Here is a 21,636-nt window from a genome sequence, read left to right as displayed (position 1 = left end):
TATCTAAAAGGAGACATATGAACTTGAAAAAATAGTGGGAGTGTGAAATATGAAAAAAATATTATTGGTTTGTATTATGATAATGTTGATGCTAGCATCGGCTTGTGGAAATGTTGAAATGACATCAAATCCAAATCCTTCTAGTGAGCCTAAATCTGAAACGGAAGAGTCTATTATTCCAAAAAACACATCCGTATATTGTGCTCAAGAAAGTATGAATTTGGATAGTGAAACTGAAAAATATTTCTATGGAACTTGGAAAGTTGAGAAGCTTTTAGGATTTGCAAATTCATATAATGATGCTTCTGAATATCCAACAGGGCAAAAATTTATTGGAGATGAAATTATCATCAAAAAAGACTTTTTTTCATCAAAAGGTGTTTAACAATATGAACTAAAAAAACCATTATATGAGATTACAGCGACATGTTATAACTCTGACTCTTTTTATAGATTATATAAAATAGATACCCCAGACTTAAATATAAATGATGTAGTAAAAGTAATAAATATAAGTGACCCTTCTACAAACCTTGGAATACCTTTAAGTTTTTTTGTTGTTAATAGCGATAGGCTTATCTTGTTATCAGAGGCAACTATTTTTGAGCTGAAAAAAATACTGATTAAATGAATGCGATTCTGAAAATGCCTGTGAAAATTAAAGGTTTACTTAAAAGAGTTAAAGGGGAATTGAGTCTTTGTAGAATATTAGGTCATTCCTCAGTGGAGGTTACTCAAAATGCATATCTTGATTTTTCAGACGAAGAGATTGGGAAGATATCAACTACATAGTCCTCTGGCTAGTATGGATATATAATTATTCAAAAAGACAGCTAACTCTATTGTTTAGAATTAGCTGTCTTTTGTTGTTTTATATTCTATTCCATCTGAAACCAAACTTACATAATCTCGAACTATTCATGTGGTGAAATAATGAAAATATTCTATAATAAAACGATTATTTACTCAAAATAATAGTTAAATATTAATGGCTTCTTAACAAAATTGGAGGGTGTAAACGTGAATCGATATGTAGTTGGTGAAAATGTTACAACGCCAGATGGTAAAGGAAAGGTTTATGCCTATAGTAATAACTGGTATACAGTAAAGTTAGAAAAGCATGGTGAAATTAAATATTACACAGAACCGCAATTAAGCAAAGTATAATAACACTGCTAATTAAAAAATGAATCCGAAGGAGATTACATAAAATGGGCCTATTTAAAGCGAACCCTGAAAAGGAAGCAAAGAAACGAGAGGCAAAAGAGCTGCGTAAGGTACTTGAAGCCGCTGGTCGCACCAATTACGTTATGATTCATCACATTTCTAGGTTCCCCAAGTCTGAAGCAAATGTAGTAATGGGGATTGGGCAGGGAGTCGAAAAGAACACACTTAGAATAAACGGTGAGACTGTAACTGTCACAGGTTTGGAGTGGCGTATAACGAACTATGACAAGCATTTAGAAAGCGTAAGGAAACACGATTCTCAAGAAAAAATAAGAAAAAGAATTAGTTCGAAAACAGAAGGATTAATGGAAAGTTTAAGAAATGGACAAAGGAAAACAAGGATAGGTTAAGGGTATATAGAGATAAAAGGACTGCTAAAAATTATAATATTACTGACATAGAGTGGACTAATTGTAAAAATTATTTTGATAATTCGTGTGCTTACTCTGGATTAAAAGCAGATGATCATTATATTCCAAGAGGCGCTACCATGCAAAAACATGATCTACACAAAGAACATGTGAACGACGATGGAGCAAACGATTTATCCAACTGTGTACCAGCTTTTTATAGTTGCAACAGCCAAAAATGGAAATTCTGTTTTGAGGACTGGTACAATGAAAGCAACAAAAGCTATACTGAGGATCGGATTAATAAGATACATATTTGGTTAAAAATTGACTTTAGAAGATATCTGGAAAGTTAATAAATTTTTTGTTTTACTAAGATATATATAAACATGGTTAAGTTGAAAAAGCTAAAGATAATTAAACTTGAGAGAGCATTAAACATACATAAAAAATCAGGCGCGTTACAGAATTTACTGTATAGTGCCTGATTTTTTCCATGAAATTAACTACTCCATAGAATTCCATTAGTATTAATTAATTCTTTTATTTCTTTTCTGTATTAAGTAGAGAATTCCGCCAAATACGAATCCACAAATTACTCCAGCCAATAATGATTTAAGTACAGCGAGAGCAATTTCTTCAGTTGATGAATCAGTTACTGCAATATTAATAACAAATATTAAACTGAATAGTACTGTCGATACAAGGAAAGACTTTGATTTTAGAAAATTAATCATTTTTTCTCCTCTATTGTTTTTTAGTTGACAGTTTTATCCCAAAGTACTCCTCCACTTTTATCGCCTTCTTGGAATACATTATAAAATTTATCCTGAACAGTTAGTCCATAACCTGCGATTTCAAGTCCGAAATGAAATTTACCCTTTCCGAAAATTCTCACTTTTCCAGTCATTTCATAGGTAACTCCTTCTTCCCAATCGTCAACCTGCCAAATTGACAAAGTGCCTTTGTTATACCAAGCATCGACTAGATGAGGATTAACTGCTGAACCATTATAGGTAAAGTACCCTTGTACACTAATTGAAAAAATTGTGTTTCCCAGTATACTTTTAACATCGAGAGTATATGTTTTTGTTGGTGTTGCTTGACTTGCTGCTAATTTAGCCATATCGCTCGATAATAAAGCACTATCAATGACTTGTTCATCATCAGTTACTGTCTCGACAATAAAGAATGGGGAATCAGTTAATGTAATTTTAACATTATCTGAGATAATATGTTCTTTGAAATTTCCATTCTCAATGTTAGTTCTTAAATAACTTTTGAGATCCATGTCGCTATCAGCTTCAGTTTCTGGAAGAACAGTTTTTTGGTTTGTATTAACAAAGTAATCCGTTATTAAGGATTCATTCACAGGATTATTTTGAAAAAATGAATTGATTGCTTGATTTGCTTCTTTCGTATTGTCAACATCAGCCTGTTCCAAATTCTTGATAAGATTATCTTGAATACTTTGTATTTCTTCAAGATATTGAGTGTTCACTGCTGTAGCACCCACAGTAGCTGAGAATAAACTGAACAATAGTAAACAAGAGAATAAAGACATTAAACATTTCTTCATAACATAATCTCCTTTGTGGTATATTTGGAATAATATGGAGTGTTTTGATTGTAACATGAAACACTAAAATATAGCAAATGTTTACAAAAAACACTATATTTATATAAATAACTCAATTGTTTATTTTTAATATTTAATATTTGTTCTTTAAAGATTGATGATATTTGGAGTATAGTTGTCCCTTTCATTGTTGGTGGGGTTATTCTTGAGTTTAAGATATTTTATGAGGATAATACATCTATTACGGCAGCAGTTTATGGTATCTAAATTCAAAACCCCTCTTTTATCACCATTGATCACAAATACACAGGCACAATACACCTTACTTACGCGATTCTGTTCGATATTTTACTGATGGAATTAGATGGTATTTCAAATTCGTAAGTGGTATTAATGGAAGCCAAATCTAAAACTAAAGAGTAATATAAAAGCCCTTGAGGATTATCTCAGGGGCTTTAATATATGTGTCTATTTCATATGCTTTATTGATTAGTTCTCAGTAAGACCACAGTTTAGATTTTAATCTCCTGGCTATAATTGTTATATGCAATTACGAGGGAGAACGTTTCATATGACTAAAAAAACCAACAAGAACGAATATAAACTTGTTATTCATTACGCCACTCCTGAAGCACATGATAAAAGGATCGGTAAAAATCAGATGAGCAAAAGGAACTATAAAATGAATTTAAGTTAGTTATTCACTATGCTAGCGAGGAAGAATCTAAGTCTATTGAATACTTTGAGGAAGAACTGATAAAGCGGTACTGATGAGGCAAAAAAGTTGGGTTTCGAATGGGGCGGAGATTGGACTTCGTTTAAAGATTATCCACATTTTCAATTGACGTTTGGACTGTCTACAGCAGATTATCGTAATGGTAAACAGCCAACTCAAACACAAATAGTTTTTGCCTATGCTCTTATTAGTCCGAAACCAGATAAATCAGTTCAAAAAGAGGATGATAATGTGGAAGCAGTTAAGGACGTTCTAACTAAAGATAATAGTGTACATAACGGATTTATTAAAGATAATGAGAACTATGTTCCAATTAGTGTATTGAAAGCACTAGGTCATAAGGTAAGCTGGGACAATGTTAATAAAAAGCTGTATATCAGCTAATTTATAGGTGTGATGCGAAAATGCATTGCACCTATTTTTTTTATTTATATCTGGCTACGTAGTATAGTCACAATGTAATGTCATTGTTAACTCTAGATGCTTACGACATAATAAAATATGTAAACAATTTTGTGCACTAATGTCTAACCGTATGCCAATAAAGTCTATGAACAATTAACATATCCAAGATGTGAAATCCCTTACCCCATAAGGGCTACACCATTAATATCTCCAAATCTAAGCCTGCTAACTCGGAATTTATTGCCATGGTAGCCGACAAGCTGCGGATTGAGCATAAGGTTAGTTGAAAGGGTTAGGGACAGTGCGTGGTAAGGAATTGTAGGTTGCTGGTAGGTGTTTACAGTCAGTATAGTATATAAGAGCCAATAAACTTGTTTTGAAACCGATAAACTTTTTCCATCACCCGATAAACCTATATGGTTTATTGGGTTTTGTTTTTTGTATTAGGCAGTATGTTGCGGCAAGAACTATCAACAAATCAATGCAGTGAAAAGACACTGAGATCTTATTCATCAGTGTCGTTTTTGTAGACATTTTCCCACCAGAGGGTTGTAGTTTAAAGCAGCTTAATCAGCTCTTCTAGCTCGTCAACCATACCTTTTGCAAGTTCAAAATTATTGTCTTTTAAAGCTAACTCTATTTTCATTTCAACTGCTTTTTTATTTTGCTCAGCTTCTAAATAGTCTTTATCAAAATGGCTAGCATAAATCATCTGTTTAAATTTTTTCATTTTCATTTTTCTAATCGTCTTATCGTCAATGATTAATACATAATCCATACCATTTACTACAGAATAGAAATCATGAGAAATCATGAGAATCGCACCTTTATAATCTTCAATGGCTTTCTCCAATGCGATTTGTGTATAGGTGTCTAAATGGCTTGTCGGTTCATCAAGAAGCAATAAGTTTGCTTTGCTAGCAGAAACTTTTGCCAATTGCAGTATATTTTTTTCTCCACCAGATAAAGATTCTATCTTTTGATTAAGAATTTCTCCTTCAAAGCCATAGTTTGAAAGATGTGCTCTAATCTCATCATAAGTTGCAAACCCAGCATCGATGAAGTCTTCTAGTATGGTATTAGAATCCTTTAGCACTTCGTCTTGAAGCTGAGAAAGATAGGCCACTTTAATATCAGCATTTATTTCAATTGAATCATGATTATTTTTAAAGATATCTCGGAGTAAAGTCGTTTTCCCGGTACCGTTTGGACCGATAAGGGCTACTTTATCTGTAGGTTTCATCTCAAAGTTAACATTTTCTAAAATCAACTCATCAAAGGAAACACTATAATTATTCACATTTAAAACAGTGATGTCTTCTTCAATTTCATTGTCTACACCAAAACTGATATCCGGTTGCTTAATATCAACGAATGGCGCTTTAATTTTTCGCGCTTCCAATCTTTCTTGAAACTTAACCCTAGCTTTTAAAGCTCTCCCTCTAGATGCTTCTGAATTATAGGTTGCGATCGCTCTGAGATTATCAATAATGTCATCGTATCTCTCAATTTCTTCTTGTTCAGCGACTGCGATTTCTTGTAACTCAATTTTCGTCTGAAGTAATGAGAAGTTATACTCAATATATCGCCCATCGAACTCTTGGATCTCCATGTTTTCAAGGTGTATAATTTTGTTAAAACAATGATTCAATAGATAACGGTTATGCGTAACAACTAGCAATATTCCTTTGTGAGCATTAATAAGATTTTTAAGTGCATTTAGATTTTCAAAATCTAAAAATACATCGGGCTCATCCATAATCATTAAGTCTGGACTAGTCAGCATTTCCTTCATCACTTGAATAAGCTTGAATTCCCCACCACTTAGGTCGGATACCCTAGCATCTTTTAGCTTTAAAAGGTTGGCTAAATTTAGTTTCTTATTAATATTGCTTTCAAAATCATTTCCATCCATTAAATCAAAGGCATCTAGAGCTAATTGATACTTTTCGAGTAATGAATCAATATCTGATGATGTTTCCATTTCACTGAGAATAGCTGTTATTTCATTTTGTATCTTAATAAATTCTTCTCCTATATATTCAAAAACGGTTGTTTCTTTAGTTCTGTCTACTTGTGAGAACTGACTTACATATCCAATTTTGCAGGTTGGGTCCATCTCTAGCTTGCCTTCGAACAAATATTTTTCTGGATCCATCAGTATATCGATCAGTGTACTTTTACCACTGCCACTTGTTCCTATAAAAGCGCAATGTTGTGCTTCTTCTAACGTAAATGAAATGTTTTTATATAGTTCTTTTTGCGGAAATGCGAAGGATAAGTTATCAACTTTTATCATAGTATTACCTTTCTTTATAACTAAATTAGTGAATATGAATAGAAGGATTGAAGATCATAGATTTTGAGTTTACCGTTGATAGAGTAACACTGTTTACATACAACTTCAATCATTTCGAAATAAAGTTGTTTGTGAAATCGAAAAACACAACTTAGAAAAATAGAATCAGGCTTACTCAGATGACTTCTTATAGCAAGATTACATACGGCCAGTAGTTGTGTTGGCTGTGGCAGAGTCTCTTAGTATATCTTTCATGTTACGAATTTATTGGTTATAATTGGAAGAATAATAAATTCAGGAGGTCGTAGACATGAAGAAGAAAATAGTAGGAATTGTAGCCGCGGCGTTGTTACTTGGTGGTTCAATAGGATTCGCAGCGAGCTCGTCTTTAATTGGCGCTAAAGTTTCCGGAATGTATACGATAAAACAAGACGGAAAGAAGATTGCAGATGCGATTGTTGTAAATAACTCGGCCTACGTACCTGTGCGCACGATGTCCGAAGCGACCGGAGCAGGGTTAACGGTTGAAGGAAAGACGATAATATTGGAGAGTAAGGAGACTGAGAAGGCAGCACTAAAAGCAAGTATTGCAGCTGCTAAACTCCGGGAAAGATTGGCAGGGGCAGAATCAAGCGTTCAAGTTCTCAAAGAAGCCATCCAACTGGTGGAAACTACTGCGGCCGACCTAACAAGCGCAGCAGACCAAGAGGCTCGAAGAAACTATATCGCGGAGTTGAATAAACGTGTTGCCTTCATGGAAACAGAAATTGCGCAGCTCAAGGAGCAGCTTGGCGAATAATAAATGAATAATGACGAAGAGTCTCGCCATTACTGGTGCGGCTTATCCGTACTCAAACATTCGACGACGAAATTGGCTGCGAACCTGCGGATTGTGTGGTGGAATGACCGATATATCTGGCGGAGTTAGACGCAATAATGGCGTTAATATCAGCGCGTTGGGGAGGTTGTGTTCTTTGACCAAAAGGATGATAATTAGAGAAATAGCAGAACTAACTACTTTACATAACTTTATACCCTAAAAGCGAGGCGTAACGAAATGAATACATCTGAGTTTCAACAGTATGTGAAGAAGTTCAGTGAAACCAAAGGTTTTGACACGAGCTCCATCGAGCAGAGAATGCTGTACTTAATGACTGAAGTAGGGGAATTGTCCAAAGAAGTGCTATCCGTATCCTTCGACCCCGGTGCAGAGAAGAAAGAAAACATGGGATTTGAAATGTACGATGTAGTGTGGAATATTTTTGATTTAGCCAATAAGCTAGGCATTGATCTGGAGCAGGCTTTTAAACGTAAGCTTGAGATCAATGAGGAGCGGTCCTGGGAATAATTGAATACGATAAAAAGTCCAAGGACCTCCCATGTAGGGAAGCCTTGGACTTTTTTGCCTAAAAAATTTTATTTAAATGAAGCATAACCTTCATCCGCCATTACAACACTACCGTTAATTGCACTAGCTTCTGGTAAGGAGAGCAAGTATACAGTGTCTGCAACTTGTTCAGGCAATGTTAATTTGTTACCCATTACTTTGCTCTTCATCTGGTCGACCATTCCTTGATCTTTATATCCTTGGATAATTGGCGTATCTACAGCGCCTGGAGCAACGGCAAGCACGCGGATGCCATGAACGGACATTTCAAGTGCTGCGGATTTAGTCATCATAATGACCGCACCTTTGGAAGCGTGATATGCGAATGTACCTGGGGAAGCTAGGAATCCAAATACAGAAGCTGTATTGATGATGACACCTTTGATGCCGAGCTCACGCATTTTTTTACCTGCTGCGATAATACCGTGGGCAACACCATGCTGATTGACATTAATAACACTATGATAATCCTTAAGGTCTTGGTCTAGTACAGGAGTGACGCGGCCGATCCCGGCATTGTTGAACATAACGTCAATTCTTCCATATGTGGATACGGTTTTCTCAACCAGTGCTTCTACCTCTTCGTATTTTGAAACATCCGTTTGGACGAAAATAGCTTCGCCACCATCCTTGATAATCTGTGCGACCGTTTCTTCACCTAATTGTTGATTGAAATCGGCAACGACCACTTGATCACCTTTACTTGCAAATTTAATTGCGGTTTGTTTCCCGATTCCACTGGCTCCACCTGTAATTACGGCTACTCTTTTGTCTGTCATTTGGGACTCCTCCTCGAGAAATATAGTTATACTAGAAATATAGGTTCATAAGGTGAAAAGGTTATTTACTAACTTATTTACATTGTAGCACTTGTCTAAATTAATTAAAATTTAAGTAAATTTAATAGGTGTTAAGTAAATATTAACTTAGGGAGTGATTCAAATGAATTTAGAGCAATGCGAGAATATCGTAGAAGTCGCAAAGATTGGTTCACTAACCAAAGCTGCTCAGAATCGTCATATTACCCTGTCTGCCATAAGCCAGTCCATAACACTGCTGGAAGCGGAGCTTGGAGTTACTTTGTTCATTCGTTCGCGAGGCCAACGAGCAGTTCCTACAGCAGAGGGACAAGCTATTATCAGCAAAGCAAATGAAGTCTTGATGAAAGTAAATGAATTAAAAGCTGAAGCACAGATCTACAGCGATGCGCTTAGTGGTCATTTGAAGATTGCTACGATTCCGGGACCTATGCACCTAATCGTGAAGGTCGTATCCGGTTTTAAAGCGGATTTTCCAAATGTGAATATAGAGATTTTTGAAAAGGGACCTAAAGAAATTCTGGATAATGTGCTTCAGGATGAAATGGATATCGGACTGATGGTCTCGCCAGAGGGTTTATCAGAGAAACATAAAGGGGTCGTATTCGAGGAATTAATGGAAGGTAAGATTGTTGTAGGCGTACATCCTCAATCACCACTAGCTTTAAATACAATAATTACGCCCGAACAGTTAGTGGGCCAGACGTTGGTTTTATACGATGATCATTACATACAGGACTTTGTGGAGCGTTATTTACTGGAAGTCGGGCCGATGAATATTCTTTTTACAAGCAATAACACCCGTGCCATTGACAATGCAGTGGCGTCAGGACTCGCGATCACGATTGGGATGGATTATTCTTTTCTAAAAACATTTGAGGGTTCTCAGAAGATTATGAAGACAATCGAGCTACGATCACCAGATCATAATACTCCGGGGTCCATTGTTTCAGCTTCTAAACAAGGATCGAAAACGGTCAGAAGATTCATCAACAGGTTGAAACATGAATTTGAGGAGGGGATTAGAAGAAGTTAACAGTATGCCTTGGTAAATTTTATCTAACCTTTACGCTTCCTAGTTAATATAAACCCTATGATGTTGTCCAAGCTCAGAATAGTTATTAGGACAGCCAAGTGGGGAGGATGTCAACACAGTGAGAAGGTATCTAAGGCAAATTAATATGGCAGTTATTTTTGTTTTGTTGATTTCGTTGTTGCAGCCGGGAGTATTTGTTCACGCTTCCATTTCTGATTTACCAGCAACAAACTACGGAACCGTTATTGATGTGCGGCAAACAGAGCTTGCACCTGGGGCGATGTACACCTGGATGGATCTTCAGAATGAACGTGGTTTACAAAAGATTCATGCAGTGGAGTTCAATCCAGGGCAAGGCCATTTAGAACTGCGGGCAGGTAAGAAGGATGGAAAGGTATACGGTATGAAGGGTGTTACAGAAATGGCCGCTTATGCGGATTCGCCTGGAAACCGGGTGATCGCAGGAATTAACGGTGATTTTTATGAAATCTCCGGTTTTGCCACAGGTGTTCCGAATGGATTATTTATGGACGATGGTGTAATCCTGAACAGTTCGATTTCAGCTTTTACTTTCGGTTTAAAAGAAGATGGCAGCTCGATTTATGGGGTGCCGAAGCTGACCAAGAACGTAACGATTAATGGAAAAACAACGAATTTAACCAGCATCAACCGATATCGGAATACGAATGAGCTGGTTCTTTATACGGAAGATTATAATACAACTACAAAGTCGACCAATGAGGGTGACGAGGTTGTTCTAGATATTGTCGAGGGAGAAGTGAAGAGCGGCCAGACCTTGAAGCTGAAGGTATCTGAGATTCGCAACAATCAAGGCAATACGCCGCTTACCAAAGGAAAAGTAGTTTTGTCTGCTAACGGAACGTCTCGTGCTGTTCTGCAGGGGTTATCGGTTGGCGATAACGTTACTGCGACCTTTGCGCTTAGCGGAGAATGGAATGATGTGAAGGTAGCCATTGGCGGCGAGGGGCCGCTGGTAAAAGACGGAATAGTTCAACAAGGTGTAGGGCCTCTAGGAATTCATCCACGTACAGCCATTGGGACAAAAGCGGACGGAAGTCTCGTTCTATTCGAAGTGGATGGAAGATCTCCAGGTTTTAGCGAAGGTGTAGATACCGATGAGCTAGGCTACATTCTGAAGGATATGGGCGTAGTGAACGCCATGAATCTGGATGGAGGCGGCTCTTCTACTTTTGTGGCCAGAATGCCGGGTGCACCTGGTGTCAAAATGATGAATCAGGGCTCTGATGGCTATGAACGTAAAACCGGCAACGGTTTGCTGGTCGTCAACACAGCCCCAGAGCAATTTACAGCTTCTAAGCTGGTTGTACAGCCGAATGCGGAACGTATTTTGCAAGGCTCCAGCTTAATGTTCAAAGCAGCAGGAGTGGACGAGAACGGCCATCCGGCACCTTATTCGGGTACTTTGAATTGGCAGGTGGACGCTAACCTTGGTACTGTCGATGCGAACGGAGTCTTCACCGCAGGAACCACTGCCGGCATAGGGACGGTAATTGTAGAGGCTGGGGCAGTCAAAGGCAGTGGGGAAATCGAAGTCGTGGATAAGCTCACAGACCTTAGATTTCCTGATGAGATCAAAACTTATTCTTCAGGTGCTGCTGCGCAATTAACTGTGAAGGCGCTACGGAATGGACAGGTAATTCAAGCAGACAACCATAGTTTTGAATGGCGGGTTGAGGGCGAGATCGGAACTGTAGATGAGAAGGGTTTGTTTCAAGCGACGAGTGAAAACGGGAAGAACGGGAAGATTTATGCTAAGTACGGGGACGCCCAGACCTCTTTTGAAGTAAATGTGGGGTTGCCGCCTGTAATGCTGGAGGATTTTGAGAATGGCATTGATAAATATATAGCCTCCAGTGCAGCAGCTAACAGTGTAACAATTCAGGAAGTGACAGATCAGGATTTTGTTCGCAATGGGGCTAAAGCCTTGAAGCTGGAATATGATTTTGTTAATAAAACGGGCACATCGGGTGCTTATTTAGCCGCAGGCTCAACTGCCAATCGGATTCAGATTCCGGGGTATCCTGAGAAAATTAGTATGTGGATCTACGGAGATGGCAAAAAACACTGGCTGCGGGGACAAATTCGTGATGGCAATAATGCAGCAGTGCCCGTGGATTTTACCGATCAGGTAAATGGTGTGAACTGGACGGGTTGGAAATACGTCGAAGTATCCGTGCCTAAGGGGAAAGCCACCCCGTTAACGATGGATATGCCTGTCCGCTATATGGAGACAAGCAATCTTAACAAGAGCGCGGGTGCTATTTACGTTGATGATATTCGTGCCATTTATGGTCCGATAGAGGAGGATAGAACACCTCCTGTGCTTAAAGATGCCTATCCTGGCGTGAACGAAATTGTCAAAACAGCTTCGCCGACTCTTTCCGTCAATGGTGAGGATGATGGTTATGATCCAGTGGTGCATCCGGGAACGACCTTAATCGATCCGGACAAAACACGAGTGTATGTGGACGATCAATTGGTGGAGCATGGCTTTTATCCTCCAAAAGGTCAGATTACTTATAAACCAAAGGTTCCACTTACAGAAGGCCGTCATAAAGTGAAAGTTGCGATTCGCGATTTGAGCGGTAACCAGACGATAAAAGAATGGTATTTCACAGTAAATTTGGGCTCTCCGTTCTATGTGTACAAAACACCAGAAGTAGTATATGCCGGGAATACTTACACTTTGGACGTAACGGCTGAGAAAGCGGGCAAGCTGAAGGAAGGAAATCTTACGTTTGCTTTTAATCCGGCTGCAGTTAAAGATTTGCAGGTAATTCGGGGGGATAAGGTATCAGAAACGCAAATAGAGTCGATCATTGATCCAGCTTTGGGCACAGTGCGTCTTAACTTAACGAATATCAATTCCTCTAATTTAGGAGATATGGATCTAATCGGAAAAATTCAATATACGGTTCGAAATGATTATGCGGGTCCTTTTACTAAGGAGCAGCTGGCTGGGGATACAAGCAAACCTTTTGTAATTGAAAATACATCCGGTTCTGTAACTTCGACAGAAGGTACCGGGGTTCCTATTTCTTTTATTGGAGCGGCTGTTGAATCTGTTGTAAAGACACAGTTGATGCTCACTTGGAACCATTATGATCTTGCGAAGGGCTTTGATGCGTCTTTTGCGGTAAAAGATCTGAGTGGAAGTGTTGTTGAAGGTGCGAAGCTGCTGTTTGATGGATTGGAGGTACAAGGCGCAACTTCAGGGGGAAGTGGGACACTTACAACTGGCTTTGTCACTTCAGCAGAAGGAACTTTTAAATTGCAGGCGGTAAAAGGAAATACTTATAGTCCTGTAATGACGTTCAAGGTTGCTCCATATGACGGTACTGCTGCTCCTCGTAATGTTAATGTTACGATGGGCCAGGATGCAGCGACTTCTCGCCAATTCACTTGGCAGACAGAACCGCTAACCGTGAATACTGTAGTAGAACTTGTGAAAAAAGCAGAGTTCACAAGCTTTCAAGCCGCGAATGTAACAAAAATTACTGGCAGCAGTTCTATCTACAACACCAATAATGATGGAACCATGCGAGTTCATAAAGCAGAGGCAGTAGGGCTTATCCCTGGAACAGAATATGTATACCGTGTGGGGGATAACGAGTTAAATGTAAGTGAGCAAGGATCTTTTGTTACAAGTGGTGGTGAGGACACTTCTACAAAATTCCTGTTTATCGGAGATTCCCAAGCAGATTCTAAAGCTGGATTTGGTCTTTGGGGCAATACGATTGAGGCTGCTTTTGCCTATATGCCGGATGCTGAAATGCTGGTCCACGCTGGAGATATGGTGGATAAAGGCTTTGAACAAGAGCAGTGGAACTGGTGGTTTGATGCAGCCCAAAAGCAGCTGATGAATACCACGCTTGTTCCGATTATCGGGAACCATGAAGTGATGGGAACCAATGGCGATGGGGATTACCTGGCGCAATTCAATAACCCGCAAAACGGTGCGGCGAGCGTAAAAGGTACGAATTATTCTTTTGACATTCAGGATACACATTTTGTGGTTATGAATACAGAGCATTCAGGTGCTCCATACACTGAACAGGCAGAGTGGCTGGATCAGGATCTATCCGCTACAGATAAAAAGTGGAAGGTGATTTTTTTCCATCAAGGGCCCTATGGCAGCATCTATTCGAATGAACAGGTGCAAGCAAAGTGGGTGCCGGTGTTTGATAAGCATAATGTGGATCTAGTGATGAACGGTCATGATCATATTTACTTGCGGACTTTTCCAATGAAGGATGGCAAGCAGGTAGCGGATGGCGAAGGGACTAGATATGTTATCGGCGGTTCCTCAGGTCCTAAGTTCTATGCGCTGACGCCACGTTTTTGGCAGGAAAAAATATATGACGAAGATGAGCAAATCTATACGGCTGTTGAAATTGGGAAGAACGAGATTACGGTTACGGCAAGAACGGTAGACGGTGTAGAGATTGACCGTTTAGTGATCGGAAATTTTGTTCCAAAATCCATTACGCTGGATCAAACAGCTGTTGAGCTTGAGCCTGGTGCTAGTCTGCAATTGCAAGCTAAGGTAGTGCCGGATGAGGCTAATCATCTGACAAGAATTTGGTCCATCGTTCCTGACAGGGCAGAATCAGTAGTTACCGTAGATGGAAATGGCCTGGTTACAGCGCTAAAACCAGGGACAGCTAAGGTGAGAGTCACAGTGGCAGGTTACCCGAATATTTTTGCGGAAAGTAAAATAACTGTAGATGTGCTGCAAGCGATTAAGCTTCAGGGCAAGGGACAACTTAAACCAGCAGAGGCCGACCAGACAGTCACTGAAGCTGTCTATGCATCCGGTAAACGAATCCCAATATTGGATGGACTTCATTATTCCAGCTCGAATGAGCATATTGCTACAATCAATGAACAGGGCTTGATTCAAGCTCATCAAGAAGGCTCCACTGTGATCTCTGTAACGTATAGAGAGTTCGCCTCGGAATACAAGCTCATGGTAATCAATGATGAGGCTCCTATTCTTACAGAAGTAACGATAGATGGGCCGGATTCGCTGGAACAAGGAAGCAAAGGCTCCGTTGTTGTCCAGGCGGTGTACAGTGACGGAAGTAAGCAAGAATTGTCCGAGGGCGTAAAGTACGATACATCCGATCATTCCATTGCAACGATTAGTGACAACGGAGTACTTCATGCCCTGAGTACTGGGATGACGAAAGTCAGCGCTGTTTATAACGGGGTGAGCGCAGAGTATGTACTGACGGTGACCGACGGTTCGCCAGGTACGACACCAACGCCAAGTCATGAACCAACACCGGAGCCAAGTTCGGAGCCAATACCGGAACCAATATCAACGCCAACACCAAGTCCGGAGCCAACGCCAACGCCGGGTGGCTGGGTGCCGGGACCTGCGGTGACACCAAAGCCGACTGCTACACCGACACTAACTCCGTTGGCATCTGCACAAGCGGGTGTAGTAACCATAACAGCCTCTCAGCTGTCAGAGAACAAGAATGCTCAAGGTGAAGTTGTGGTTTCAGTTGCCGGTTCGGTTACGGAGTTGCTTTTACCAGGCAATGCAGCTGAGCTACATGAACGTGCACCGCTTAGAGTGGTTATGCAGGATTTATCCGTTACGATTCCTGCTTCAGTAATGACAGACCTAAGTAAGCTAGTCTCAGCTGAGGCTCTTGCCAAGAGTACGATTTCACTACGGTTGAACACTTTAGCTAGTAATACAGCCGTGGATCTGTTGGATCGTGCAGGTACTCTAGCTGGAGCACAATTAAGAGCGAAAAGTGATCTGCGAGAATGGTCGCTCAGCATCCTCACAGAGAATGGCCAGTCCTTCACATTAAGACAGTTTGCAGAGCCGATCACGATTTCATTTAAGGTCGGTGCGAATGTAGAGCAAAGCTTACTGGGTATTTATTTTATGGATGATGCTGGCAAGTTGGAGTATATGAGCAGTACATGGATGAATGGTTATCTATCTGCTGCTGTCAGTCATTTTAGTAAATACGTTGTATTAGAATATGACAAAACATTCAATGATCTGAAGCCGAATCACTGGGCTTACCTTACTGTGAAGCAGCTTGCGGCAAAACAGCTTGTACAGGGGGTAGCTGTGGATCGTTTTGATCCAAACCGTGCGGTTACACGTGCGGAGTTTACAGCGATGTTAGTCCGTGCGCTTGGCTTAAAAGGTCAAGCAGAAGCTGGTTTCACTGATGTACCTGCTGATAAATGGTATGCAGAAGCAGTAGGGTTAGCAAAACAAGCTGGAATTGTTAACGGTCAGACCGCTTTACTGTTTGAACCTGATGCCAAGATCTCTCGTCAAGAGATGGCAGCGATGCTGGCTCGTGCATATGCATACGCCAAGAACAGCGTATCTGTAGCTAGTCTTAACGTTTCAGCATTTAATGATATTGGCACTGCACCACAATGGGCTCAAGAGGCTGTCTGTGAGGTGTACAGACTTGGATTGATGCAGGGACGTGCTATAGCGCAATTTGCTCCGAAGCAAAACGGCACACGTGCCGAAAGTGCACAGATGATCCTCAATCTGTTGCGTGTTATGGAGTAACGATTATGGCCAGTTCCAGGTTGTTGGGACTGGCTGTTTTTTTAACAAATTGGATTAGCTGGAAGCACACAATGGTTTGCATACAGTAGATGGTTTGGGTTCGTTATGGACTGTATTGCAGCTATTTCAACTTTTTGATCTTTTTTCCCAAGTTTTCAGACATCATAACTCTTATTGTCATACTTTTGCACCGAACCGTAGTATATTTTAATGAACAGTTGCATCTGAGTCCGATAGCTGAGTGAAATGGCATAAATCAGCTTAATAAGGTCTCCTCGGTCCGATTCGCTGTAATTCCCAAGGAAGGTTTACAAGCCAGAGCCTGGCAGATGAGCATCAAGTCTATCCGATCTTTGGAAATATAGTATTATATTGGGTTTGTTGTGCCAAGAATTACCCTTTAGAGGCAAGTAATTACTAGTATTAATTGTTATAAGCCAACACAAATTGTTATGTTGTGTTATGATAGTAGGGAGGTGACTCCCATGAATGATTTTGAGAACTATCCCGATGAGCTGGGTAATTTCATTCGGCACATCAGAAAGACGAGAGGGTTAACCTTAAGAGGACTTGAAGAAAAGAGCGGCATAAGTTACTCACAGCTTAGCAAGATCGAACGTGGAGAGAGCATTCCGCTAAAAGACAATCTGGACAAGATCATCGAAGCACTTGGAACAGATCTGAAGAATCGGATGTATCATTTGGCAGACTATATGCCAGATATTGAATATATCAAGACCTTAAAGCATGGTTATGAGCTGCCACAGCTTAAACAGTCTCAGGACTACATTTATGAGACGGCATTTAACAAGCTTAAGGAATTCAGGGCAAAGGAAGGTAAAGAAACATCTTACGTTTCCTTTGATTCTAATGAAGTCATAGTTTATGAAACGGAATATGGGGCAGGAATGGTAATAGAGAAGATTGAGAAATACAATCTTACCGACGTCCTGAACGATAAGTTTGAGGGTTGCCTCGACTCCTTAAGAAAGAGCCCTCGGAAAGGGCGTCAAGCCTTTCTATTTGGCGAGTGGTTACGGGAGTGCGTTTATGAGCTGAAGGAAGAAGAACAGGATCAGGTCATACAAGCGCTCAAAGAATTTACGCAATTTAAAGTACAACAGATAAAGGGTGCTTATAAATAATGTGTGTTTCATAAATGATCTCAAAAATGAATAATGTTGCCCTTTCTTGCAGCCATCTATTCATCTTGATCCATAAACTAACAACTAAAAATGGTTTGACAGAAAAGGGGATATTAATAATGAAAATTAACATGAAGTTTACCAGCAAGGGAAAAGTCGCTATAGAGAATTTTAATAACGAGGAATTGCTGGAGATCTTCGCACGATACATCAAGACATTATCCAAAAAGTATGATATCGAAGTTGATGTTCCTCTTGATGAGAATCAAAATATTGTTGGTGATGGCGCTGTAATTGCGACTGCACAAAATGTGAAATGCGATGTAGAAACTTTTTTCAAAGAGCTGGGTAGAGATATTAAAGTTCCTTTGAAGAAAAGACTTGGCGGAAAATTGGAAAATGTATTTAAAACGGAAATTACGGAGTAGAAGATTACTCTATTTCAGGGAGTAGTCCTTACTGCACATAAAGAAGGTAGGGCCTTCAGGAGGCTCTACCTTCTTTATGTTGATGATGTTAACATGAAGACAATCTAGAGAACACTCGCAGTGAAGCCATGGGAAGTTATATTATTATGTAATAATTTGTGAATTAATTTGTTTATGGGGATGTTATGATTTTTCAGTTTGTATGAGATCTCTACTGTCTAAAATCTCTCTAACAATCGCTATGAAATCTGGTAAAGCTTGTGCCTCAAGCGCTAATTTATAGATGTTAAGTAATTCTTCATCAGATATCGATTCAAGAGATGAGGGGCGTGGTGAGGGATGAAAATAGTAGTTCATTTGGTTCCTCCATCATATATTTGTTTTTATTACACATTTATATATATGGTATCATTTGGAATACAATCCGTCTCCTGTCATTCATCCTACGAATTTGTCTTTACATCTTAGGGGAATTATGGCATAATGGCTATTTTGTGTGAAAATAGATTGGTTTACTTTGAATTTTAATAAACAAAAACAATCCCGACATGTATAGTACATGTCGGGATTGTTTTACTCAGAGTCTTTCTTATGAGTAGATAAGTACTTCTTTAGGCGAGGTTCATTGGATTCCGAAACGGTAGTGAACTGCTTACCTTGATTAAAGCATACAATCTTGCGTCCGGGATCATAGCCTTCTATGTTGTTGATATTAACGACGTTGCTGCGGTCAAGGCGTTCGAATCCCTTACCCTCATACGCTACGGAAAGATCGGAAAGCGTGGTGGGGAGAATAAATTCGCCTTCTTTCGTATGGACGAATATTGTATTCTTATAATTCGAGAAATACAATATATCTTCCTCTAGAATATCGCTAGAGGAACCGTCTTTCTGTAAGACACGCATCTTTTCCCCATCCTTGTTTGATTACTTGCGCAGTTCTTTTGGAACTTCAGGACTGTAAAGTGCTGGTTTTAGAATTGTTGCAAAAACAACAGCGGAAGTAGCTAGTATGTTAGAAGCATAACGAGCTAAATTTTTCTTCATTTGATTGGCCTCCTTTGTAATGGAATTATAACTGTAAAGGATTGAACTAAAAATGCCAATCCAATGACAGACGAATGGAGCCAAAAATTCAAAGAAACCAGAATTATGGAAATGATCTTTAAACCCAAATACCATTCTTTAGGAATCTGCGCATTAGCATCAGGATTTGGAGCACATAGAATCATTACAAGCAAAGAAAAAAGATTAATCCAAAGGATATGGTTATGTATTAGAGAAGTGATATGAGGGATCAGTGAACAGATAAAGATAGATACAATATTGCAGGCCCTTGCGGTTTTTAGATGCACACCACCAGAAGACATTCTTAGGAGAATGAAGCTAAATAAGGCTAAGAATGTTTCCTTTAGCTGTCCTGTGAGCCCGCCAATGCATAACGAGGTTATAATGATTAATAAAGTATTCAAAATAATGCTAAGGGCATAATGCATGATTTCAATGGAATGCGTTTGCTCTGGATTACTTTTCTTAATGACCTCAACAATTTTAAGAGTTAAATGATTCATAATTATTTCTATCCTTTTTATAGGAGAAATAAAGATATCCCCATAATATTATTCCATAGAAAATTGGGATCAAGAAAAAGAAAAAGGATTCAAGAAAGTAGCTAATTGAAGTAATGACAATTAGTGTAGGAAGATTAAGAGCGAATAGTATTTTTTCGCTAGTCGTTGGTTTGATTTTTACATCGGGTTTATCAGGTACAAAGTCAAATCCAATACGTTTATAACCCACATACATACCAATGAGAATCGCGGTTAATGCTGATAAGATCTGCATTGTAATAATGTTTATTGTAATCGGGTTCGAAGTATTTAGAGGCGTGTTAATTACAGAGTCTAATAGATACATAAGACTGGGTTGAATCACAAAGTATGTTTGATAGACCATCCCAGTTAATATAGAAGCGTAGAAGGGATGAATCCGAAATAACAGCCACATAAAACAAAGCATTAGCGCATATTGTGTGAGAATATCTAATTGAAATAACTCATAGTTGATTCTAATTGAATAAGAAAAAAAGCCCATAATAAAACTGGCAAACACCATCTCTTTATGATAAATGTCTATTTTAAAGATTTTGAAAGCCAGAAAGAACATTGCATAGGTCTCTAGTCCTGAAAATATTATAAACAGAATAAAATCTATCATGCCGACACTCCCGATGACTTATAGTGTAACTAACCCTATTAATGCAAGTATCGTATATAATGAACTAAAATACAACAACTACAGCATAATTTTCCTCCTATTTTTTCAAAAAAATTCAAAATGAGAGGGGTTTAGACATGGAACGACGTCCAGAAAGCAGTGAGTATCTTGAAGAATTATCAAAATATGTCGATTTAGTGCCAGCTGAAGGAGACATCATTACTATTTTTAAAGAGCAGACGGATGAGATTTGCACTTTTATTTCGAATCTTACGGAAGAACAAGGAGAGCATCGTTACGCTCCTGATAAATGGAGTATTAAGCAAATGGTTGGCCATCTAGCGGATACTGGAAGAATTATGTCTTATCGTTTATTGCGCGTTGCTAGAGGAGATAAGACCCCGCTGGCGGGCTTTGATGAAAAGGACTATGTGCCTACCGCAAATTTTGAAGCGCACACGCTAGAAAAACTCCTGGCTCATTACAAGCTTGTCCGAGCGTCAACGCAAGCTCTTTTGGACATTTTGCCGGAAGATGCATGGATTCGTGAGGGAACGGTTAACAATGCAACCATTTCCGCGAGGGCAGTGGCCTGCGTAATGATTGGTCATGATCTTCATCATTTGAATATTCTTAAAGAAAGATACCTGGTTTAAGCAAGGAATATTTCTTTTCTATAAAAAAAGCATTCCGAGGCCAACGCGGCTTCGGAATGCTTTTTTAGCTTAAAGTATATAATTGGCCCCCGCAAAGTACCTGAGTACGCATAGAAGCAAAGCTTCACTTTGTGGGGATACTTTAAAGTGGAGGATTCTTGTGGCATTTACGGCACACCGGATAGTAAGCTTCGTTGCCGCCGATTTGGATTTGCTTGCCGCTGTATACAGGCTTACCATTTTCTACTCTTAGAGCCATCGTTGCTTTGCGCTCGCAGAACCAGCAAATGGTCTTCATTTCCTCGATTTTATCAGCGTAAATCAGCATGTATTTGCTGCCTTCAAATAGCTGGTTCTGAAAATCATTTTTAAGGCCAAACGCCATCACGGGAATGCCCAGTTCATCCACAATGCGTACTAGCTGCAGAATGCAGTCCTTGCTTAGAAATTGACATTCATCAATTAGTACACAGTGGGGTTTGGGCTGGTTACTGCTGACGATATTATAAATATCGGTATTCTCGTCGACGGGTATGGCCTGTTTCCGCAGTCCAATACGGGAGGAGATAAAACCAACTTCGTCCCGATCGTCTATGGATGGTGTGAAAATGAGCACCGATTTCCCTTGCTCTTCATAATTATGCGCAACCTTGAGTATCTCAATAGATTTACCGCTGTTCATTGCTCCGTATTTGAAAAACAATTGTGCCACTTCCATCTATCCTTTCGTATAAGCCAATAATCTAATT

21 protein-coding genes and 2 pseudogenes are annotated in these 21,636 nt (G+C 39.4%); 14 read left to right on the top strand and 9 right to left on the bottom strand.

Annotated elements, in window-relative coordinates; genetic code table 11:
* Positions 1–49: 49 nt before the first annotated feature.
* From M2444_RS07660 to M2444_RS07645, 4 genes and pseudogenes are all read left to right on the top strand, one after another.
* On the top strand, positions 50–385 hold the full coding sequence (locus tag M2444_RS07660) for a hypothetical protein (RefSeq protein ID WP_280786658.1): 336 nt from the start codon (positions 50–52) through the stop codon (positions 383–385).
* Between the two features lie 308 nt (positions 386–693).
* A pseudogene (locus M2444_RS07655) lies at positions 694–817 on the top strand (tyrosine-type recombinase/integrase); the annotation flags it as partial.
* Between the two features lie 203 nt (positions 818–1,020).
* Positions 1,021–1,167, top strand: coding sequence for a hypothetical protein (locus tag M2444_RS07650; protein WP_179283815.1), 147 nt, complete (start codon positions 1,021–1,023; stop codon positions 1,165–1,167).
* A 44-nt stretch (positions 1,168–1,211) separates the two neighbouring features.
* Positions 1,212–1,577 (top strand): hypothetical protein, encoded by a 366-nt coding sequence (locus tag M2444_RS07645; protein WP_094878998.1) that lies wholly within the window; start codon positions 1,212–1,214, stop codon positions 1,575–1,577.
* Between the two features lie 757 nt (positions 1,578–2,334).
* On the opposite strand, the gene M2444_RS07640 is transcribed toward M2444_RS07645, so the two are convergent.
* A complete protein-coding gene (locus M2444_RS07640; RefSeq protein ID WP_280786657.1) occupies positions 2,335–3,156 on the bottom strand; it encodes a hypothetical protein in 822 nt (273 codons plus the stop codon).
* A gap of 784 nt (positions 3,157–3,940) precedes the next feature.
* On the opposite strand from M2444_RS07640, the gene M2444_RS07635 reads away from it, so the two are divergent.
* A complete protein-coding gene (locus M2444_RS07635) occupies positions 3,941–4,276 on the top strand; it encodes a M15 family metallopeptidase (protein ID WP_094878995.1) in 336 nt (111 codons plus the stop codon).
* Positions 4,277–4,488: 212 nt separating this feature from the next.
* Positions 4,489–4,584: pseudogene (locus tag M2444_RS07630) on the top strand (sporulation transcription factor Spo0A); the annotation flags it as partial.
* Positions 4,585–4,853: 269 nt separating this feature from the next.
* Here M2444_RS07630 and M2444_RS07625 read toward each other — a convergent pair.
* Positions 4,854–6,596, bottom strand: a complete 1,743-nt coding sequence (locus M2444_RS07625) for an ABC-F family ATP-binding cassette domain-containing protein (protein ID WP_280786656.1) — start codon at positions 6,594–6,596, stop codon at positions 4,854–4,856.
* A 310-nt stretch (positions 6,597–6,906) separates the two neighbouring features.
* On the opposite strand from M2444_RS07625, the gene M2444_RS07620 reads away from it, so the two are divergent.
* From M2444_RS07620 to M2444_RS07610, 3 genes are all read left to right on the top strand, one after another.
* Complete coding sequence (locus M2444_RS07620; protein WP_094873634.1) at positions 6,907–7,395, top strand: hypothetical protein; 489 nt, start codon at positions 6,907–6,909, stop codon at positions 7,393–7,395.
* A gap of 3 nt (positions 7,396–7,398) precedes the next feature.
* Positions 7,399–7,524 (top strand): hypothetical protein, encoded by a 126-nt coding sequence (locus M2444_RS07615; RefSeq protein ID WP_280786655.1) that lies wholly within the window; start codon positions 7,399–7,401, stop codon positions 7,522–7,524.
* A gap of 129 nt (positions 7,525–7,653) precedes the next feature.
* On the top strand, positions 7,654–7,944 hold the full coding sequence (locus M2444_RS07610) for a MazG nucleotide pyrophosphohydrolase domain-containing protein (protein ID WP_280786654.1): 291 nt from the start codon (positions 7,654–7,656) through the stop codon (positions 7,942–7,944).
* A gap of 68 nt (positions 7,945–8,012) precedes the next feature.
* Here the strand turns inward: M2444_RS07610 and M2444_RS07605 are convergent, their stop codons facing one another.
* Complete coding sequence (locus M2444_RS07605) at positions 8,013–8,762, bottom strand: SDR family NAD(P)-dependent oxidoreductase (RefSeq protein ID WP_280786653.1); 750 nt, start codon at positions 8,760–8,762, stop codon at positions 8,013–8,015.
* A gap of 163 nt (positions 8,763–8,925) precedes the next feature.
* On the opposite strand from M2444_RS07605, the gene M2444_RS07600 reads away from it, so the two are divergent.
* The 4 genes from M2444_RS07600 (at position 8,926) to M2444_RS07585 (ending at position 18,014) form a co-directional block, all read left to right on the top strand.
* Positions 8,926–9,837 carry a LysR family transcriptional regulator gene (locus M2444_RS07600; RefSeq protein ID WP_280786652.1) on the top strand — a complete coding sequence of 304 codons (912 nt, stop codon included), beginning with the start codon at positions 8,926–8,928 and terminating at the stop codon, positions 9,835–9,837.
* Between the two features lie 118 nt (positions 9,838–9,955).
* Positions 9,956–16,441: a phosphodiester glycosidase family protein gene (locus tag M2444_RS07595; RefSeq protein WP_280786651.1), complete on the top strand. Its 6,486-nt coding sequence runs from the start codon at positions 9,956–9,958 to the stop codon at positions 16,439–16,441.
* Between the two features lie 485 nt (positions 16,442–16,926).
* On the top strand, positions 16,927–17,586 hold the full coding sequence (locus M2444_RS07590; protein ID WP_042190416.1) for a helix-turn-helix domain-containing protein: 660 nt from the start codon (positions 16,927–16,929) through the stop codon (positions 17,584–17,586).
* Between the two features lie 119 nt (positions 17,587–17,705).
* Positions 17,706–18,014, top strand: a complete 309-nt coding sequence (locus tag M2444_RS07585; protein ID WP_060622608.1) for a hypothetical protein — start codon at positions 17,706–17,708, stop codon at positions 18,012–18,014.
* A 183-nt stretch (positions 18,015–18,197) separates the two neighbouring features.
* Here M2444_RS07585 and sda read toward each other — a convergent pair whose 3' ends face one another.
* The 5 genes from sda to M2444_RS07560 all read right to left on the bottom strand — a co-directional run bounded on the left by sda (position 18,198) and on the right by M2444_RS07560 (position 20,231).
* Positions 18,198–18,371 (bottom strand): sporulation histidine kinase inhibitor Sda, encoded by a 174-nt coding sequence (gene sda, locus M2444_RS07580; protein ID WP_094873622.1) that lies wholly within the window; start codon positions 18,369–18,371, stop codon positions 18,198–18,200.
* Between the two features lie 216 nt (positions 18,372–18,587).
* Complete coding sequence (locus M2444_RS07575; RefSeq protein ID WP_094873620.1) at positions 18,588–18,920, bottom strand: LytTR family DNA-binding domain-containing protein; 333 nt, start codon at positions 18,918–18,920, stop codon at positions 18,588–18,590.
* 21 nt (positions 18,921–18,941) lie between these two features.
* On the bottom strand, positions 18,942–19,061 hold the full coding sequence (locus M2444_RS07570) for a cyclic lactone autoinducer peptide (RefSeq protein ID WP_143759448.1): 120 nt from the start codon (positions 19,059–19,061) through the stop codon (positions 18,942–18,944).
* Positions 19,058–19,585, bottom strand: coding sequence for an accessory gene regulator ArgB-like protein (locus M2444_RS07565; protein WP_280786650.1), 528 nt, complete (start codon positions 19,583–19,585; stop codon positions 19,058–19,060). Before M2444_RS07565 ends, M2444_RS07570 begins: the two co-directional genes overlap by 4 nt.
* Positions 19,566–20,231, bottom strand: coding sequence for a hypothetical protein (locus M2444_RS07560; protein WP_280786649.1), 666 nt, complete (start codon positions 20,229–20,231; stop codon positions 19,566–19,568). The genes M2444_RS07565 and M2444_RS07560 overlap by 20 nt, the downstream gene beginning before the upstream one ends.
* A gap of 137 nt (positions 20,232–20,368) precedes the next feature.
* Between M2444_RS07560 and M2444_RS07555 the strand changes: the two genes are divergently transcribed.
* Positions 20,369–20,887, top strand: a complete 519-nt coding sequence (locus M2444_RS07555; protein WP_280786648.1) for a DinB family protein — start codon at positions 20,369–20,371, stop codon at positions 20,885–20,887.
* A 142-nt stretch (positions 20,888–21,029) separates the two neighbouring features.
* On the opposite strand, the gene M2444_RS07550 is transcribed toward M2444_RS07555, so the two are convergent.
* Positions 21,030–21,599, bottom strand: a complete 570-nt coding sequence (locus M2444_RS07550; RefSeq protein ID WP_042129772.1) for a thymidine kinase — start codon at positions 21,597–21,599, stop codon at positions 21,030–21,032.
* Positions 21,600–21,636 lie beyond the last annotated feature (37 nt).

This window comes from Paenibacillus sp. PastF-3, from assembly GCF_029893135.1.
In the GTDB taxonomy this organism is placed as follows: Bacteria; Bacillota; Bacilli; order Paenibacillales; family Paenibacillaceae; genus Paenibacillus_AQ; species Paenibacillus_AQ nitricinens.
This window is presented reverse-complemented; position numbering and strand designations above follow the sequence as displayed.

Excerpts from the sequence above, each read along its gene's own strand:
- M2444_RS07615 (WP_280786655.1), top strand. The coding sequence starts at position 7,399 with ATGAATAATGACGAAGAGTCTCGCCATTACTGGTGCGGCTTATCCGTA.
- M2444_RS07590 (WP_042190416.1), top strand. The coding sequence starts at position 16,927 with ATGAATGATTTTGAGAACTATCCCGATGAGCTGGGTAATTTCATTCGG.
- M2444_RS07645 (WP_094878998.1), top strand. The coding sequence starts at position 1,212 with ATGGGCCTATTTAAAGCGAACCCTGAAAAGGAAGCAAAGAAACGAGAG.
- M2444_RS07560 (WP_280786649.1), bottom strand. The coding sequence starts at position 20,231 with ATGATAGATTTTATTCTGTTTATAATATTTTCAGGACTAGAGACCTAT.
- M2444_RS07610 (WP_280786654.1), top strand. The coding sequence starts at position 7,654 with ATGAATACATCTGAGTTTCAACAGTATGTGAAGAAGTTCAGTGAAACC.
- M2444_RS07625 (WP_280786656.1), bottom strand. The coding sequence starts at position 6,596 with ATGATAAAAGTTGATAACTTATCCTTCGCATTTCCGCAAAAAGAACTA.
- M2444_RS07620 (WP_094873634.1), top strand. The coding sequence starts at position 6,907 with ATGAAGAAGAAAATAGTAGGAATTGTAGCCGCGGCGTTGTTACTTGGT.
- M2444_RS07585 (WP_060622608.1), top strand. The coding sequence starts at position 17,706 with ATGAAAATTAACATGAAGTTTACCAGCAAGGGAAAAGTCGCTATAGAG.
- M2444_RS07600 (WP_280786652.1), top strand. The coding sequence starts at position 8,926 with ATGAATTTAGAGCAATGCGAGAATATCGTAGAAGTCGCAAAGATTGGT.
- M2444_RS07640 (WP_280786657.1), bottom strand. The coding sequence starts at position 3,156 with ATGAAGAAATGTTTAATGTCTTTATTCTCTTGTTTACTATTGTTCAGT.
- M2444_RS07555 (WP_280786648.1), top strand. The coding sequence starts at position 20,369 with ATGGAACGACGTCCAGAAAGCAGTGAGTATCTTGAAGAATTATCAAAA.
- M2444_RS07565 (WP_280786650.1), bottom strand. The coding sequence starts at position 19,585 with ATGAATCATTTAACTCTTAAAATTGTTGAGGTCATTAAGAAAAGTAAT.
- M2444_RS07575 (WP_094873620.1), bottom strand. The coding sequence starts at position 18,920 with ATGCGTGTCTTACAGAAAGACGGTTCCTCTAGCGATATTCTAGAGGAA.
- sda (WP_094873622.1), bottom strand. The coding sequence starts at position 18,371 with ATGAACTACTATTTTCATCCCTCACCACGCCCCTCATCTCTTGAATCG.
- M2444_RS07570 (WP_143759448.1), bottom strand. The coding sequence starts at position 19,061 with ATGAAGAAAAATTTAGCTCGTTATGCTTCTAACATACTAGCTACTTCC.
- M2444_RS07605 (WP_280786653.1), bottom strand. The coding sequence starts at position 8,762 with ATGACAGACAAAAGAGTAGCCGTAATTACAGGTGGAGCCAGTGGAATC.
- M2444_RS07660 (WP_280786658.1), top strand. The coding sequence starts at position 50 with ATGAAAAAAATATTATTGGTTTGTATTATGATAATGTTGATGCTAGCA.